The organism is Corynebacterium sp. LK2510, from assembly GCF_040946405.1.
Lineage (GTDB): Bacteria > Actinomycetota > Actinomycetes > Mycobacteriales > Mycobacteriaceae > Corynebacterium.
Genome location: NZ_JAYWLR010000010.1, coordinates 20,861 through 36,869, shown reverse-complemented (window position 1 = coordinate 36,869; position 16,009 = coordinate 20,861). Strand labels below are relative to the sequence as shown.

General features: G+C 66.2%; 19 protein-coding genes. 9 read left to right on the top strand and 10 right to left on the bottom strand.

The window, feature by feature from the left end:
- Nucleotides 1-4 precede the first annotated feature (4 nt).
- Nucleotides 5-511 carry a DUF3499 domain-containing protein gene (locus VVR41_RS06825; protein WP_368524129.1) on the bottom strand — a complete coding sequence of 169 codons (507 nt, stop codon included), beginning with the start codon at nt 509-511 and terminating at the stop codon, nt 5-7.
- Between the two features lie 95 nt (nt 512-606).
- Here VVR41_RS06825 and VVR41_RS06820 point away from each other — a divergent pair, with 95 nt between their 5' ends.
- Nucleotides 607-1,083: a metallopeptidase family protein gene (locus VVR41_RS06820; RefSeq protein WP_321103819.1), complete on the top strand. Its 477-nt coding sequence runs from the start codon at nt 607-609 to the stop codon at nt 1,081-1,083.
- Between the two features lie 7 nt (nt 1,084-1,090).
- Here VVR41_RS06820 and VVR41_RS06815 read toward each other — a convergent pair whose 3' ends face one another.
- The 3 genes from VVR41_RS06815 to VVR41_RS06805 form a co-directional block, all read right to left on the bottom strand.
- Nucleotides 1,091-1,339 (bottom strand): WhiB family transcriptional regulator, encoded by a 249-nt coding sequence (locus tag VVR41_RS06815; RefSeq protein WP_196820192.1) that lies wholly within the window; start codon nt 1,337-1,339, stop codon nt 1,091-1,093.
- A 378-nt stretch (nt 1,340-1,717) separates the two neighbouring features.
- Nucleotides 1,718-2,797: a sugar phosphate nucleotidyltransferase gene (locus VVR41_RS06810; RefSeq protein ID WP_368524128.1), complete on the bottom strand. Its 1,080-nt coding sequence runs from the start codon at nt 2,795-2,797 to the stop codon at nt 1,718-1,720.
- Between the two features lie 65 nt (nt 2,798-2,862).
- A complete protein-coding gene (locus VVR41_RS06805; RefSeq protein WP_368524159.1) occupies nt 2,863-3,768 on the bottom strand; it encodes a glycosyltransferase family 2 protein in 906 nt (301 codons plus the stop codon).
- A gap of 168 nt (nt 3,769-3,936) precedes the next feature.
- On the opposite strand from VVR41_RS06805, the gene VVR41_RS06800 reads away from it, so the two are divergent.
- From VVR41_RS06800 to VVR41_RS06770, 7 genes are all read left to right on the top strand, one after another.
- The gene (locus VVR41_RS06800) at nt 3,937-5,493 is read left to right on the top strand and encodes an LCP family protein (protein WP_368524127.1); all 1,557 of its coding nucleotides are present in this window, start codon (nt 3,937-3,939) and stop codon (nt 5,491-5,493) included.
- 42 nt (nt 5,494-5,535) lie between these two features.
- Complete coding sequence (locus VVR41_RS06795) at nt 5,536-6,201, top strand: TIGR03089 family protein (protein WP_368524126.1); 666 nt, start codon at nt 5,536-5,538, stop codon at nt 6,199-6,201.
- Between the two features lie 149 nt (nt 6,202-6,350).
- Nucleotides 6,351-7,640 carry an ABC transporter substrate-binding protein gene (locus tag VVR41_RS06790; RefSeq protein WP_368524125.1) on the top strand — a complete coding sequence of 430 codons (1,290 nt, stop codon included), beginning with the start codon at nt 6,351-6,353 and terminating at the stop codon, nt 7,638-7,640.
- A gap of 125 nt (nt 7,641-7,765) precedes the next feature.
- Nucleotides 7,766-8,779 (top strand): carbohydrate ABC transporter permease, encoded by a 1,014-nt coding sequence (locus tag VVR41_RS06785; RefSeq protein WP_368524124.1) that lies wholly within the window; start codon nt 7,766-7,768, stop codon nt 8,777-8,779.
- Nucleotides 8,776-9,597: a carbohydrate ABC transporter permease gene (locus tag VVR41_RS06780; protein WP_368524123.1), complete on the top strand. Its 822-nt coding sequence runs from the start codon at nt 8,776-8,778 to the stop codon at nt 9,595-9,597. The genes VVR41_RS06785 and VVR41_RS06780 overlap by 4 nt, the downstream gene beginning before the upstream one ends.
- Nucleotides 9,597-9,992 carry a rhodanese-like domain-containing protein gene (locus VVR41_RS06775; protein ID WP_321104002.1) on the top strand — a complete coding sequence of 132 codons (396 nt, stop codon included), beginning with the start codon at nt 9,597-9,599 and terminating at the stop codon, nt 9,990-9,992. Before VVR41_RS06780 ends, VVR41_RS06775 begins: the two co-directional genes overlap by 1 nt.
- A gap of 5 nt (nt 9,993-9,997) precedes the next feature.
- Nucleotides 9,998-10,228 (top strand): hypothetical protein, encoded by a 231-nt coding sequence (locus VVR41_RS06770; RefSeq protein WP_409338288.1) that lies wholly within the window; start codon nt 9,998-10,000, stop codon nt 10,226-10,228.
- Between the two features lie 61 nt (nt 10,229-10,289).
- Here the strand turns inward: VVR41_RS06770 and VVR41_RS06765 are convergent, their stop codons facing one another.
- From VVR41_RS06765 to VVR41_RS06740, 6 genes are all read right to left on the bottom strand, one after another.
- Nucleotides 10,290-10,790: a YdcF family protein gene (locus VVR41_RS06765; protein ID WP_368524122.1), complete on the bottom strand. Its 501-nt coding sequence runs from the start codon at nt 10,788-10,790 to the stop codon at nt 10,290-10,292.
- Entirely contained in the window at nt 10,783-11,283 is a 501-nt protein-coding gene (gene purE / locus VVR41_RS06760; RefSeq protein ID WP_321101962.1) for a 5-(carboxyamino)imidazole ribonucleotide mutase, read from the bottom strand. The genes VVR41_RS06765 and purE overlap by 8 nt, the downstream gene beginning before the upstream one ends.
- 2 nt (nt 11,284-11,285) lie before the next feature.
- A complete protein-coding gene (locus VVR41_RS06755; RefSeq protein WP_409338287.1) occupies nt 11,286-12,458 on the bottom strand; it encodes a 5-(carboxyamino)imidazole ribonucleotide synthase in 1,173 nt (390 codons plus the stop codon).
- A gap of 5 nt (nt 12,459-12,463) precedes the next feature.
- Nucleotides 12,464-12,901, bottom strand: coding sequence for a PH domain-containing protein (locus VVR41_RS06750; RefSeq protein ID WP_321101958.1), 438 nt, complete (start codon nt 12,899-12,901; stop codon nt 12,464-12,466).
- 11 nt (nt 12,902-12,912) lie between these two features.
- Nucleotides 12,913-13,644, bottom strand: coding sequence for a biotin--[acetyl-CoA-carboxylase] ligase (locus VVR41_RS06745; RefSeq protein ID WP_368524120.1), 732 nt, complete (start codon nt 13,642-13,644; stop codon nt 12,913-12,915).
- Between the two features lie 170 nt (nt 13,645-13,814).
- Nucleotides 13,815-14,189 carry a holo-ACP synthase gene (locus VVR41_RS06740; RefSeq protein WP_368524119.1) on the bottom strand — a complete coding sequence of 125 codons (375 nt, stop codon included), beginning with the start codon at nt 14,187-14,189 and terminating at the stop codon, nt 13,815-13,817.
- A 151-nt stretch (nt 14,190-14,340) separates the two neighbouring features.
- Here VVR41_RS06740 and VVR41_RS06735 point away from each other — a divergent pair, with 151 nt between their 5' ends.
- The gene (locus tag VVR41_RS06735) at nt 14,341-15,966 is read left to right on the top strand and encodes an acyl-CoA carboxylase subunit beta (RefSeq protein ID WP_368524118.1); all 1,626 of its coding nucleotides are present in this window, start codon (nt 14,341-14,343) and stop codon (nt 15,964-15,966) included.
- Nucleotides 15,967-16,009: the final 43 nt, after the last annotated feature.

The following is a 16,009-nucleotide window of genomic DNA, read 5'->3' as shown; positions in this document are numbered from 1 at the left end:
TATCTTAGTTGTCCGCTGATGACTCCCCGTCGCGTGCCTGTCCTTGCGTGACCTCCGGGTCGGGCACGACGCGCAGATGCGAACGGCGCGCGGCTTTCGCATGGGCGACGTGTTCCTCGATGCGCTTGGTGCGATGCACGGGATGGTTGGAGGTGCTCGGGTCATTGAAGTCGCGCGTTGCCTCGTATTCGATCGGGTCCTCCCCCGACTCCACGAGCCCAGTGGTCACCCGGCCCGCCTCACGCACGGCCGCGGCGAGCGCGGTGAGCTCGGACTCGTCCATATTCTCGAGCTCGTCGTCGTCAATCTCCACCGCCTCGACGCGCACCAGGTCCCAGCCGACGGGGGCGGTGATGTGCGAGGCGTGGTGCTCGCACAGGTCCCAGGCGTGGGGGTCCTGGGCTGGCGACAGGGGCCCGATCACCGCTGTCGATTCCGCGTATGCGTAGATCAACGTAGCCACGGCAGGCCTGCCGCAGCCCGGACGGCAGCATCGACGGAAGGTACTCACGGGGGCCAAGTCTAAACCTCGGCTCTAGATTCCGGGACTGGACACGCGGCGTGGCCCCCACCACCTGCCCACGCCCGGATTTAAGATGGTCAACCATGGACCAGCCAGCGACCCCGTTGCACCTGCGCCCCGCGCGGGACCGCCGCGGCCGCGGCGCGCGCGGACCACTTTTGCCCGTGGGCGTGCCGCGCTATCGCACCCGCACCATGGCATTCGATCAGCTGGTCCTCGAGGCCTACGCCCCGCTGCACAATGCCTACTACGACCAGCTTTCCGGGGTTGATCTGGCCGTTGACACTATTCCGCGTATGCGTCTGCGCGCGGACAGCCAGGTGCTTCCCGACGAAATCGTCGCCGACGGCCCGGTTCCCCTTGGACGTGTTCTCCAGGCCGGCGTCGACCGCGACGGCAATCCAACGCGGGCGCGTTTTGTCATTTTCCGGATGCCCGTGGAAAAGCGGGCGAAGACAAAAATGGAGCGGGCAGAACTCCTGACATGGATTCTGACCGCTCTGGTCGCGAACTACCTCAACCTCGATCCGAGGGAGATGGACCCCGACTTTCCGTGGTGATGGGCGTTTAGCCGATCTGCTTTTTCAGACGGCGCCGCTCACGGTCGGACAGTCCACCCCAGATGCCGAAGCGCTCGTCGTGCTCGAGCGCGTACTCGAGGCATTCGTCACGGACGGGGCACGCCTGGCAGATGCGCTTCGCCTCGCGGGTCGAGCCGCCCTTCTCGGGGAAGAATGCCTCAGGGTCAGTCTGGGCACACAGCGCCTGGTCCTGCCACTCCTGCTCGACGGTGCCAAACAGTTCGTCGAGGGTCATTCCGCCCGCCGCCGCGCCACGGAGAATGGCGTTACCAGCTGATTCTTCCACGCCGTCTCCTTCCTCCGCTGTAGATGGTCGTGTGTCGGTCAATACGGCGGCACCGCGGTCGATGCGGTTGCCGCCGCCAAAGAGGGGTTACATCCCTGTTATTTCCCTACCGATTACACACCGAAGCCCTAAATAGCCGCAACACGATTTCGCGGACACGTGAGCGTTTGCACGCAAAATGAACGTCATTCGCAACATGCGTCACACGCGCACCAGACGGCCCGCCCCGGGGGTATGAGGCGGGGGTACTACATATAGTGGCACCCCTTAGGGTAAGCAACTAACCGCCATGTCGGCCGCGCTGGGCCGCACACGTCGGCCTCCGTATTACGCGTCAGGCGAAAAGCGCACTCCCGAATCCGGGATCTCCACTCCCGGCCACACGCGCATGCCGCCCTGCAGTTCGCAGCGCGCTCCGATACGCGCCCCCTCACCGATCACGCAGTCCGTAATGCGGGCGTTCGCCCCGATGCGCGCGCCGGCCGCAATGATGGAGTTGCGGATCACCGCGCCAGGCTCGATGGTCACCCCGTCAAAGATGACGGAGTCGTCCACGCGCGAGCCGGCGCCGATGTCGGAGCCGCGGCCCACTGCCGTTCCGCCCATGAGGATGACTCCGGCGGCAACGCCTGCGGAGTCGTCGACAAACGCCTCGCCCGTTTTCGACTCAAGCAGGGGCGAGTACGCGATCCCGCGCACGAGGTCGGACGAGCCCTGGACGAAGTCGCTCGGCCGGCCCATGTCGCGCCAGTACGACGTGTCCACGTGGCCGACCACCTTCGCGCCCGCAGCCAACAGGCCAGGGAAGGTCTCGCGCTCGACGGAGACGACACGGCCTGCCGGGATCGATTCGATGACAGAGCGTGCGAACACGTAGCAACCCGCGTTGATCTGATCGGTGGGCGGATCCTCGGTCTTCTCCAAAAACGCGAGGACGTTGCCGTCGGGGTCGGTCGGTACGGAGCCGAAGGCCCGCGGATCCGGAACCCGCACGAGGTGCAGGGTGACATCCGCGTCCTCGGCGTCGTGGGTGGCCAGGATCTCGCCCAAGTCGGCGCCAGAGAGAACGTCGCCGTTGAACACCATCGCGTTGTCGTAGCGCAGGCGGTCAGCGACGTTGCGGATCGCCCCACCCGTCCCGAGTGCTTCCTCTTCGACGACGTACTCGATCTCGAGCCCGAAGTCGGAGCCGTCGCCGAAGTACTCCTCAAATACCTCGGCGCGATAGGAGGTGCCCATCACCACGTGCGTCATTCCAGCCTTGCGGATGCGTGCGAGGAGATGGCTAAGAAACGGGTATCCCGCCGTGGGCAGCATCGGCTTCGGCGTCGACAACGTCAGCGGGCGCAGCCTCGTGCCGCGACCGCCGACAAGGACCACCGCATCGGTGTTACGTGCATCAGCCATCTACTCGCAAAGCCCTTTCGTGCATTGTTTCCGCCGGATCCCGGCCGTGATCACGCGCCGGGTGATCACCTGGCGCTGCGCCACTCGTGGAGCGCGCCGCGTACCTTCAACCCCGCCCACAGCGCCCAGCGCAGCGGCGCCTGCCACGCGGCGGGGTGGCGGTCCGCCTGGAAACGGTACGCGGACGCGTGGTGCGCGGGCACCGTGACACGCGGGAAGGCACCCGCGACGTGACCTTGGTCATGCAAGATCACCGCATCGGGGCAGTACACGTTGTCCCACCCGGCGCGCGTGAGCCGGTCGCCGAAATCGATGTCCTCCATATACATGAAGTAGCGCTCGTCGAACCCGCCGATCTCGTTAAATGCCTCCCACCTGACCAGCAGGCACGCCCCGGACAGCCACCCCGCTGCGCGTTGGGTGTCCATGTTCTCCCCGGCGCGGTAGGCGGCGGAGAACGGGTTGTTCGGCCAGACGTCGTAAAGCACTGCGTGCCCGATGCCCGTGACCAGGCCGGGGACCTCGCGGGCGCTGGGGTAGGCAGACCCGTCCGCCTCCTCGATGCGGGGGCCGACCGCTCCCGCTCCCGCGGTTGCGCCCATCACGGCACGAAGCTTGTCGACGCTTCCCGGTGTGAAGCTCACATCCGGGTTCGTGATCAAGAAGTAGTCCGGATCGATCTCCCCGGACTCCCGGCGCGGGCGCAGCATGCGCGCGGCCGCGTTGATCGCCGCGCCGTAGCCGATGTTGCCGCCGGTGCCGAAGAACTCGACGTCCTCGCGCTCGGCCGCCATGGTCTGCGGCACTGCGTCGGTGGAACCGTTGTCGGCGCACACCAAGAGGGTCGAGCCTTCTGTTGCGCCCTCGAGCGACTCAACGAGCGCACGCAAGTGGTCGCCGGGCGAGTACGTCACCGTGACGACCGCCAGCGGGCGCGGCTGAGATGCCGAGTCCGTCGCACTGTTGTCCATCGCTGTCACTGTCTCTCCCGAGGTGGTTGAAGTGTTACTGACGTATTACTGAGGTGCCGAAACTTTATGGCACGTCAGTCTAACCATCGACGGCGACAGAACCCGCGCGCGAAACCCCCGGCGGCACGTGGCTCGAGTGACGGCGGGTGGAGCCGTATAATCCCTCGCGTGACCAACACCTACAGGAGAGCCCGCCACATCGAGCCGGCTCCCGTGCGCACCCGGGACGTGCGCCAATCGGGCCACCCTGTAGTCAAGGGCATCCTCGCGATGTCGTCTGCGACGATCCTTGCTATCTCCGGCATCGGCTACTTTTCGGTGGGTTCGCTCGGCGGCAACCTCTCCGCCTCTGAGCTGAGCATTGACAGGACAAAGCGGGAAGCCACCCGGGACGGCGCCGTGGATATCCTGCTCGTCGGATCCGACTCCCGCACCGATGCGCAGGGCAACCCGCTGAGCGAGGCGGAGCTCGCGCGCCTCAACGCGGGCGTGTCCGATGGGGAGATCAACACCGACACCCTCATGGTTATCCGTGTTCCTGCGGACGGCTCCCGCGCCACCGCGGTGTCGATCCCGCGCGACACCTATATCCACGACGACCAGTACGGCAACATGAAGATCAACGGCGTGTACGCGACCTACGCCGGGGAGAAACGCCAGGAGCTCGTCGAGCGCGGGATGGCCGCAGGCCCGAGCATGGAACAGCAGGTCGCGCGCGCCGGGCAGGAGGGCCTCATCCAGGCCATCGCAGATTTGACCGGCGTGGAGGTCGACCACTTTGCGCAGGTGGGCCTGCTCGGCTTCGCCTTGCTTACCGACGCCGTCGGCGGCGTCGACGTCTGCCTCAACGAGCCTGTGGACGAGCCCCTTTCCGGCGCACGCTTCCCCGCGGGTGAGCAGACCCTCGACGGCGCGCAGGCCCTGTCGTTCGTGCGCCAGCGCCACGACCTGCCCCGCGGCGACCTCGACCGCATCGTGCGCCAGCAGGCGTATATGGCCTCCCTGGTGCAAAAGACCCTGTCTGCTGGCACGCTGACCAACCCGGCCAAGCTGCGCGACCTAGCTAATGCGGCGGGCCGCTCGGTCACTCTCGACCAGGGCTGGGACATCGTCGGTTTCGCACAGCAGATGTCGGGCCTGGCCGGGGGAAACGTCACCTTCACCACCATCCCGGTCACCTCCGTCAACGGCGTGGGTGACTACGGCGAGTCCATCGTCACCGTCGACGTGGCGCAGGTGCAGCGTTTCATGGAAGACGCTGTCGCGCCCGCACCGGAGGACACGATGCCGGGTTCTGCTGAGGCACCGGTGGATTCCCTGCTCAGCGGCTCCGAGATCTACATGCTCAACGCCGGCACCAGTGCAGGTCTGGCGCTTGCCGTGGGCAATGTCCTCGGGGATCTCGGGGGAAACGTCGCGGAGGTCTCCAACGCCGCCCCCGGCATCTACAGCTACTCGCAGGTCGTCGCACTCAACCCCCAGGACCCAGCGGCGCGGGATCTGGCTACGAAGTTGGGCGGGTTGCCCATCACCTCCAACGAGGGGTTGGACTCCACGAGCCTGATCGTCGTCGTCGCCGACGACTACACCGGCCCGGGCGCCGACAGGGTCTCCGACGAGCCAGAGGCAAGCGCCGTCGTGGGCACCCCGGGCGAGGACTTCGGCGCCACCCAGGTTGGACCGCCCATCGACGCGGGCGGCTCGGGCCCGCGCTGCGTCAACTAGCTAACCGCCTCACCGCGCACCCGCTGCCTAAGATGGGCGGGCATGAGCATGCTCTCCCCTTTGCTGGCCACCAACCCGTCGAGCCCGCGCCTGACCGTCTACGACGAGGCAGCGGGCACCCGCATGGATTTCTCCGCCCTCACCCTCGATAACTGGGCGAGCAAGGTGGCCAACATGTTCGACGCCGAGTTCGAGCTCGACGCCGATGCGCTCGTGCTTATCGACGTCCCCCCGTCCTGGCAGGCCGCCGTCATCGCCCTCGGCGCCTACAACTCCGGGCGCACCCCCGTTTTCGGGGTGGACACCGCGAGCGAGCCCGACGTCGTGTTCACCACGGTCGAAGGCGCGGCGAAGTGGGTGAGCGTCCCAGACGTCGTGGTCGTCTCGGATGATCCGTTCGGGCGCGGTGTGGTCGAATCGGGTGGGACACTGCCGCTCGGTGCTATCGATTTCGGGCCAACCGTGCGCTTCTACGGCGACGACTATGCAGGTGCCAGCCCGGCGCTGAGCACATGGGCCCGGCCAGATCTCGAGCCCGCCCGCTACAGCATTGCGGCGTGGGAGACGAGTGAGGACTTCGAGTACCGCGTCCTCGGCCCGCTCGCGGCGGACGGCTCCGTGGTGCTGGTGACAGGCCTGGCGTCTGTTGAGCGTTTGGACGACATCGCGGAAACCGAGAACGTTACACACTCCTTAACAACGGATTAACCGTGTGCGCCCGTCCACTTTTGTCAGCGCGGTGGTTTTTGCTATTTCGACATTCCACCCCCGATGGAGGGTAAATTAGGCAAGGTGCACCGCGACGATGGGACGAGTAACTACATTGAAGGCACCGAACAAATTGAAAGGTGTTTTTAATGAAACTCACGGCTTCCCGCAAGTCCGGCATCGCGATCTGCGCCGCCGCTCTCACCTCCGTCTCCCTCGTCGCCTGCTCTACCGAGTCCGGCACTGACAACACGACGGCAACCTCCACCGCGACGGACACCGCTACCGCAACTGAGACCCGCACCGCCGACGGCGCGGGCCGCGGCCCCATCACCTTCGCCATGGGCCGCAACGACACCGACAAGCTGACCCCGATTATTGAGAAGTGGAACGCAGCACACCCGGACGAGATTGTCACCCTCTCCGAGCTCGCGGGCGAGGCCGACGACCAGCGCGACACCCTGGTGCAGTCCCTCCAGGCCGGTAACTCCGACTACGACGTCATGGCACTCGATGTGGTCTGGACCGCCGACTTCGCCGCGAACCAGTGGCTCGAGCCGCTCGAGGGCGACTACGCCGTTGACACCTCTGGCCTCTTGCCGGCCACGGTCGAGTCCGCCACCTACGGCGGAACCCTCTACGCCCTGCCGCAGAACACCAACGGCCAGCTACTGTTCCGCAACACCGACATGGTTCCCAACAAGCCGGACACGTTTGCTGACATCACCTCTGCCTGCGAGGCCATCGAGACCGACTGCCTGACCACCCAGCTCAAGCAGTACGAGGGCCTGACCGTCAACACCCTCGGCTTCATCAACGGCTGGGGCGGCGAGGTCATCGACGCCGAGGGCCGCCCGACCGTCGAGACCGCCGAGGCCAAGGACGGCCTGCAGGCGCTTGTCGACGCCTACGCTGACGGCACCATCGCCAGCTCCTCCACCGCCGCCACCGAGGAAGAGACCAACCTCGCTTTCACCGAAGGCACAACCGCGATGGCCATCAACTGGCCGTACATGTTCGCCAACGCCGAAGAGGCCGGCATCAACTTTGAGGTCCAGCCCCTCGTGGGCAAGGATGGCATTGGCGCCTCCACCCTGGGCGGCTACAACAACGGCATCAACGTCAACTCCGAGAACAAGCAGACCGCGAAGGATTTCATCGAGTTCATCATCTCCGAGGAGAACCAGCGCGCGTTCGCTGACCAGTCCTTCCCGCCGGTGCTCGCCTCCATCTACGACGACGAGGCCCTCATCGCCGAGCACCCCTACCTGCCGGCTCTGAAGGTCTCCCTGGAGAACGCGAAGCCGCGCCCGGTGTCGCCGTTCTACCCCGCCATCTCTAAGGCGATCCAGGACAACGCCTACGCGGCACTGACAGCTGGCAAGAGCGTCGACGACGCCACCCGCGACATGGCTGCCGCCATCCAGCAGGCTTCCTAAAACAGGCAGCGGTACACCTGTAGCGCCCGCACCCCACCCCGGGGCGGGCGCTTTGCCCTTTCGGCGGGTCCGTCTCTGCTAACAATGACGTGTACCCACGCCCGCTTCGACACAGTGAGAACCACATGACAGACGCCTCTCCCCGCGCCCCGCGCGACACCGGCAAGGCCGCCGGCCTCGTCGCGCCAGCGCTCATCGTCCTGGCCACGGTGATCGGTTACCCGATCATCCGCGCCATCTGGCTGTCGTTCCAGGGCAACCGGCGCCTCGACCCACAAACGGGCGTCTTCACCGACGGCGGGTTCGCCGGGCTAGAGAACTACCTGTACTGGGTCACCAACCGCTGCATGTCTCCTTCCGGGGTGGTGGGTCAATGCCCACCGGGGGTGCTCGCCACCGACTTCTGGCCGGCCGTGCGTATCACCTTGTTCTTCACGGTTGTCACAGTCCTGCTCGAGACCATCCTGGGCATGATCATGGCGCTGATCATGAACACCGAGTCGCGCGGGCGCGGCTTCATCCGCGCCGCCGTGCTCATCCCGTGGGCCATCCCCACGGCGGTGACCGCGAAGCTGTGGCAGTTCATGTTCGCCCCGGCGGGCATCGTCAACTCCCTGCTCGGCACGGACATCGCGTGGACAACGGACCCGTGGGCGGCACGAACCGCTGTCATCATCGCCGATGTGTGGAAGACCGCTCCGTTTATGGCGCTGCTCATCCTCGCCGGCCTGCAGATGATCCCGAAAGAGGTCTACGAGGCCGCGCGCGTCGACGGCGCCGCGCGCTGGCAACAGTTCACCCGCATCACGCTGCCGCTGGTGCGCCCGGCGCTCATGGTCGCCGTGCTGTTCCGCACCCTCGACGCGCTGCGCATGTACGACCTGCCGGTCATCATGATCTCCGGCTCTTCGAACTCCCCGACCGCCACGATCTCCCAGCTCGTGGTCGAGGACATGCGCCAGGGCAACTTCAACTCCGCATCCGCCCTGTCCACCCTGATCTTCCTGCTCATCTTCGCCGTGGCGTTCATCATGATCCGCTTCCTCGGCGCCGACGTCGGTAGGACTAAGCGGGAGAGAAAGAGGTGGCTGGTGGGGCGTCGACAAGCGAAGGCTTCGGCTAAGGAGGCGGCACGATGAGAAAACTCACGCACTACCTAGGCGTCATCTTCATCATGTTCTGGGGCCCGGCGCCGTTCTACTGGATGCTCATCACCGCGCTGCGCAACAAGGCGCACACCTTCGACACCACCCCCTGGCCCACGCACGTCACGCTGGAGAACTTCCGCGACGCGCTGGCCACGGACAAGGGCAACGACTTCCTCGGCGCCATCGGCAACTCGCTGATTATCTCGTTGTCCACCACCGCCCTGGCCGTGATCGTGGGCGTGTTCACCGCCTACGCGATCGCGCGCCTGGACTTCCCCGGCAAGGGCCTCATCACCGGCATCATCCTCGCCGCCTCAATGTTCCCAGGCATCGCGCTGGTCACTCCCCTGTTCCAGCTCTTCGGCGACCTCGGCTGGATCGGCACCTACCGCGCCATGGTCATCCCCAACATCTCGTTCGCCCTGCCGCTGACGATCTACACGCTCATCTCGTTTTTCCAGCAACTGCCGTGGGACCTCGAGGAGGCCGCGCGCGTCGACGGCGCCTCCCGGGGCCAGGCCTTCCGCCTCGTCCTTCTGCCGCTGGCCGCCCCGGCGATTTTCACCACCGCGATCCTGGCGTTCATCACCACGTGGAACGAGTTCATGCTCGCGCGCCAGCTGTCCACCACCGCGACGGAGCCAGTCACCGTCGCCATCGCGCGCTTTTCCGGGCCCAGCGCCTTCGAATACCCCTACGCCGCGATCATGGCCGCAGGCTCCCTGGTCACCGTGCCGCTGATCATCATGGTCCTCGTCTTCCAGCGCCGCATCGTCTCCGGCCTGACTGCCGGCGGTGTGAAGGGCTGATGCGCGGCTCCATGGCGCTGCTCGACGCGGCCTGCTCCCGGATCCGCCGCCTCACCCCGCGCGAGGCGTACGAGTCCTCGGCCATGCTTATCGACGTCCGCACCGCCGCCCATCGCGCCCACGGCGGCGACATCCCCGGCGCCATCGTCATCGACCTAACCGTGCTGCCCTGGCGGCTCGACCCCACCTTCGCCTGGCGCATCCCAGAGGCCACCAGCTGGGACACACCGTATGTGCTCATTTGCCGGCACGGCTTCTCCTCCGCAGTAGCGACCGACCTCCTCCAGCAAATGGGGCTGACCGACGTAGCCGACGTCGACGGCGGCTTCGAAGCCTGGGTCGCCGAGGGCCTGCCGGTCGCGCCGGCCGACTACGTCGCGGACGTGCGGGAGTAGACGCCGTGGACACGCGCAAAGACCTCATGTGGCAGACCCTGATCGGCTTCGTCGGTTTCTTCGCCGCGCTGGCCGTGGTCCAGGCCCTGATCAATCTAGCGCGGCCGGAGCCACTGATTTGGCCGGGGTTGCTCGCCGGGGCACTGGTGCTGGCTACCTGGCACCTGGTGCGGCGGTGGCGGCAGTGGCGGGCTGGTGGTTCCGGAGCCTCCCGCGCTTCCCGCGCTTCAGGTTAAGACCGCAAGGCTAAGAAACCGGCTTTTCGGCCGGTTTTCGTGGATTCTTAGCCTTCTGTTCTTAGTCTTGTGTTCTTAGCCCGAAGGGCTGGCCGCCCCGCATCCGCCGCACAATCCGGCGCCACGCCACCCGCGCCACCGAATGCGGCAGCGCCGCCAGCTCGCGCGCGTAGTTGCGCAGTCGGGACCGCGGCGGGGTCGGCGCCCCGACAACCTGCACCGGGATGCCAAGATGCCACGCCCACACCCGGGTGCGCGCGGCGTGAAAAGCATTAGTCACCACCGTGAGGTACGCGGCCTCCGGGAACAGAGCTCGGGTCATCTCCAGGTTCTCGTTGGTGGAGCTCGCGTGGGGCTCCACAACGATTAAGTCGCGCGGCACGCCGTGGCCGACTAGCCACGCGGCCATGGCGCCGGCCTCGTCACGCCCGCTGACCACGAGGGGGCGGGTGGTGTTGAGGTGCCAGAGGTGGAGTGCCGTCGATAAGCGAGCCTCGAGCATGGGCGACGGGTGCCCGTCGATGACGCGGGCACCGAGCACGAGGATGGGTTGCTTACTCACCCATCAACCGGGTGCGCAGGGCTTCGTCCTTGCGCTCCACCTCGGCCGCCATATCGGCCTGGTAGTCGGCCATCTTCTGCAGAACTTCCGTGTCGGAGGAGCCGATGATGCGCGCGGCGAGCAGGCCGGCATTCTTCGCCCCGCCAATGGAGACCGTGGCCACCGGCACCCCACCGGGCATCTGCACGATGGACAGCAGCGAGTCGAGCCCGTCGAGGTCTTTCAGGGCGCGCGGGATACCGATCACCGGCAGTGGCGTCGCGGCGGCGACCATACCGGGCAGGTGCGCGGCACCGCCGGCACAGGCGATGATGACTTTCAGGCCGCGCTCGTGGGCGGAGGTGGCGTACGCCAGCATCTTCTCCGGGGTGCGGTGAGCGGAGACGACGCCTACTTCGAAGGGCAGGCCGAACTCGGCGAGGACCTCAGCCGCCGGGGCGACGGTGTCCCAGTCGGAGTCGGAGCCCATGATCAGGCCAACAATCGGCTGCATATCTACTTCCATTCTGCGTTGACGATGAAGTGGGCCGCGTCCTCGGCGACGGCGCGCGCGGCCTCGGCGGTGTCGCCGGTGACGTTGACGTGGCCCATCTTGCGCCCCGGACGCCAGTCCTTGCCGTAGAGGTGGATCTTGGCCTCCGGGTAGCGGCGCATGACCGCGGCGACGCGCTCGCGCATCGGCATCTCCGGATCCGTCTCCCCGCCGAGGGTGTTGACCATGACGGTGGCTGGGGCGAGCAGGTCCGTCGCGCCGAGCGGCCAGTCTAGGACGGCGCGCAGGTGCTGCTCGAACTGGTTGGTCACGCTGCCCTGCTGCGTCCAGTGGCCGGTGTTGTGCGGGCGCATGGCCAGCTCGTTGACCACAACGCCGTCGGCGGTCTCGAACAGCTCCACAGCAAGGACGCCGGTGACGTCGAGCTCCTCGGCGATGCGCACGGCGAGGTCACGGTACTGCTGCGATTGGGCGTCGGTAAGCCCGGGTGCGGGCGAGATCGCAACACGGCACACGCCGTCGGACTGGATGGACTCGACCACCGGCCAGGCGCGGACCTCACCGGAGCGGTTGCGCGCCACCATGGCGGAGAGCTCGCGTTGGAACGCGACCTTGCGCTCGGCGTAGAGCGGGGTGCCCTTGGCCAACAGGTCGTCGGTGAGCGAGGCGAACTCCTCGACGGAGTCTGGGAACCACACACCGTGTCCGTCGTAGCCACCGCGGGTCGCCTTCAGGCACACCGCGCCGTCGACGCGGTCCCAGAAGGCGCGGGCGTCCTCTGCCGACGCGATCGGTGCGAACTCCGGGACGGGGGCACCGATGGCGCTGAGTTTGGTGCGCTGCTCAAGCTTGTCCTGGGCGTAAATCAACGCCGCGGGGCGCGGCTCGACGGTCACGCCGGAATCAATGAGCGCCTGGGCGTGCTCGTTGGGCACATGCTCGTGGTCGAAGGTAACGGCGTCGGCGCCACGCACCGCCTTTTCCAGGTCGGCGGCGCTGGTGTAGTCGCCAAGCTCGATGTTGCGGAACACCTGCGGCGCGGAGGCTTCACTCGTGCCGGCGAGGACGCGGGTGGTCAGGCCAAGTTCAATGGCTTCGGTGTGCATCATGCGGGCCAACTGGCCGTCGCCGACGATGACAACTGTGGGCAGTGCGTGTTGGTTGTTCACGCCCATCAACCTTAGTACCGGGCGAGCTGGGCGTTGAGGACGCGCTGGACCTTCTTCGCTTTGCCCACGTCGGCGTAGTGAAGAGGTCGTTCGAAACCGTAGACGGCCAGCGACACCCCACCCCGCGCCGTGCGGGCGGAATGGATCTGCTGCAGCGGAATCGAATCAGCCCGACCTGCTCCGCCGCGGGCGATGACGCGCCGGTTGGTCACGGTGAAGCGCCGGCGGCGCGAGCGGGCCACGGGCATGACGAACCTCAGCAGGGCCAGCAGCGCCCACAGGCCCACGACGGCGTTGCGGAAAATCGCGTCGATGCCGTTGACGTCCATCCAGCCGATGGCCATCCAGCACAACCCGGTGACCACGATGAGCTCAAGCAACGGAAAGATGAGCCCGGTCAGTGGCCCACAAGTATCGGCGAGGACCACCTCGCCTTCGCTCAGCTTCATGGCGGGTCAGCTTAGTTGGCTGGGCGCAGGTGCGTCACGTCGCCGGCGGAGTAGGCGGTGCCGTCGATGACGATTTCGCCGGTGTCGGTCACGCGCTCGACGGTGCCGTGCACGTCGTTTCCGGAGCGCTCGAGACGCACACTCTGCCCGATGGTGGAGCACGCTGCGCGGTAGTCCTCGATCAGTCGGGGGTCATCATCGTGCCACTGCTGCAGTCGCGCGCCCAGGGCGTTGAGAATATCCGCAGCAAAGCGGTCCCACTCGACGTCGATGCCCTCGAGGTTGAGAGAGGTCGCGTTTTCGACGGGCAGGTCTTCCTCACGAAACGCCACGTTGATGCCCGTGCCGATGACCACGCGCGGGGTCTCACCGGCAAAGTCAGCCTCGGAGAGCACACCCGCCACCTTTTTGCCGCGGATCAGGATGTCGTTGGGCCACTTCAGGGTGGCCTCGGGGATGACGTCGGCGATTGCGAGGCCCGTGGCCAGCGGAATCAGTCCGATGCGGTTGGTGTCATCAGCCAAGACCATGACGCTGAAGGCGAACTGGGCCCCCTTCGGCGTGACCCACGTACGCCCCATGCGCCCGCGGCCGGCGGTCTGCTCGTCGGCGATCAGGACGTCGCCCGGCTCGCCGTTGGCGAGCAGCTCGGCGTTGGTGGAGCCAACCGACTCAACCCAGCGCACATCGCGCCACACGTCAGCGACTTCATTATGGATGCTCTGAATGTCTCGCACAGTCATGCACTCGAGCATATTGCTTTTCGACGCCTGGCGGGCCGTGCCGGGGGCTACCAGTTTCAAGTAGCTTTCCAGTAGGTTTCTAGGCTGACCTGCGCTAACGCCCCCTACTGGAAACGCTGCGTTTCAAGTAGCTTTCCAGTAGAAACCCGCATTCTCACGCGAGCAGCCCCTCACACGATGCAGACCGCCACCGCGTAGTCCCCGTCGTGCGACAGCGACAGCGACACCGCCGGCGGACCGAGGCGGGCAACCTCACCGCGCAGCGCGATGGCTACTCTCCCGAAAGCGTCGGAGACGACCTCTATATCTGCGAAGTTGACGGTGTCCGGAGCGATAAGGGGTGCGGTGCCGTACAGCGACTGGGACCAGGCCTTAATGTAGGCCTCTTTCGCGGCCCAGCGGCCCGCCAAAGAAGCCGCCCGGTCAGGCTTTCCGGCGCAAGCGCGCAACTCCCGATCGGTGAAGACGGCGGTGAAGTGGGAACCGGGCGTCGATAGCTGGTCGGCGAAAGATGGGATGTGGACTATGTCAGTTCCGACATTCATGGGGCGACCCGCCTTATCTTTGTGGCCAAAATCACATTCAGAGCATAACAGCACGGTAACGCAATAACCTACCTACCCGTAACCTACCCTTTCGTAACTTAATGGTAGTTTGCACTCCCAAACGAGCAGTTTCGGGCCCTAAACTGCCCGCATGACTGTTTCCTCCCACATCCCAGATTTGGACGCACTGGACGGTCCACAGTCCACTGCCGACAAAATCGCCGCGCTGAAGCGGCGACGTGCTGAGGCCCAGGCACCGATGGGCCCCGCCGCCCACGACAAGGTCCGCGAAGCCGGCCGCCTCACCGCCCGTGAACGGCTCGACTACCTCCTCGACGAAGGCTCCTTCGTCGAGACCGACCAGCTTGTCCGCCACCGCACCCACGACTTCGGGATGTACTCCCGTCGCCCCGTCACCGACGGCATTGTGACCGGCTGGGGAACGATCGACGGCCGCGAGGTCTGCGTCTTTTCCCAGGACGGCACCGTCTTCGGCGGCGCGTTGGGTGAGGTCTACGGCGAAAAGATGGTCAAGATCCAGCAGCTCGCCATCACCACGGGCCGCCCGCTGATCGGACTGTACGAAGGTGCGGGCGCGCGTATCCAGGACGGCGCTGTTTCGCTCGACTGGATCGCCCAGACGTTCCGCAAGAACGTCGAGGCCTCCGGCGTGGTCCCGCAGATCTCCGTGATCATGGGCGCCTGCGCCGGCGGCAACGCCTACTCGCCTGCCCTGACCGACTTCGTCGTCATGGTCGACTCGACCTCCAAGATGTTCGTCACCGGCCCTGACGTGATCTCCACCGTCACCGGCGAGCAGATCACGCAGGAGGAGCTCGGCGGTGCGTGGACCCACATGACCACGGCGGGTAACTGCCACTACGTGGCCACCAGCGACGAGGACGCCCTCGACTGGGTCACCGACCTTGTCGGGTTCCTTCCGGACAACTCGCGCACCCGCCCGCAGTCAGAGGACGCCGAGCCCGATACCGAGATCAACGCCACTGACCTCGAGCTCGACGAGATCATCCCGGACTCGCCCAACCGGCCTTACGACGTCCGCGAGGTCATCGCGGCAATCGGAGACGACGGCGAGTTCTTCGAGGTCATGCAGCAGCGCGCCGAGAACGTCGTCACCGCGCTGACCCGCATCGACGGCCACGTCGTCGCAATTCTGGCGAACCAACCCAACGTGTTCGCCGGCTGCCTCGACATCGACGCCTCTGAGAAGGCCGCCCGCTTCGTGCGCACCATCGATGCGTTCAACATCCCCTTGGTCCTGCTTGTCGACGTCCCCGGCTTCCTGCCGGGCGCAAGCCAGGAGCACGGCGGAATCCTGCGTCGCGGCGCGAAGCTGCTCTACGCCTACGCCGAGGCCACCGTTCCGAAGATCACCGTGACAATGCGCAAGGCCTACGGCGGAGCGTACTGCGTCATGGGTTCCAAGGGCCTCGGCGCGGACGTGAACCTGGCGTGGCCGACTGCCCAGATCGCCGTGATGGGCGCCGCTGGCGCGGTCGGTTTTATCAACCGCAAGGACATCAAGGCCGCCAAGGACAAGGGCTTCGACGACGCGGCCTTGAGCGAACTGATCGCGAGCTACGAGCGCGAATACGAAGATGCCATCCTCAACCCCTATCTCGCCGCCGAGCGCGGCTTGATCGACGCGGTTATCCTCCCTTCGGAGACCCGCACCGCCATTGCTGCCAACCTGCGCCTTTACCGCGACAAGACCGTCGCTCGCCCGGCGCGTAAGCACGGCAACATTCCCCTGTAACCGGATCTGTCCGCTCGCGAACACCCGAACAATAGAAAGACTT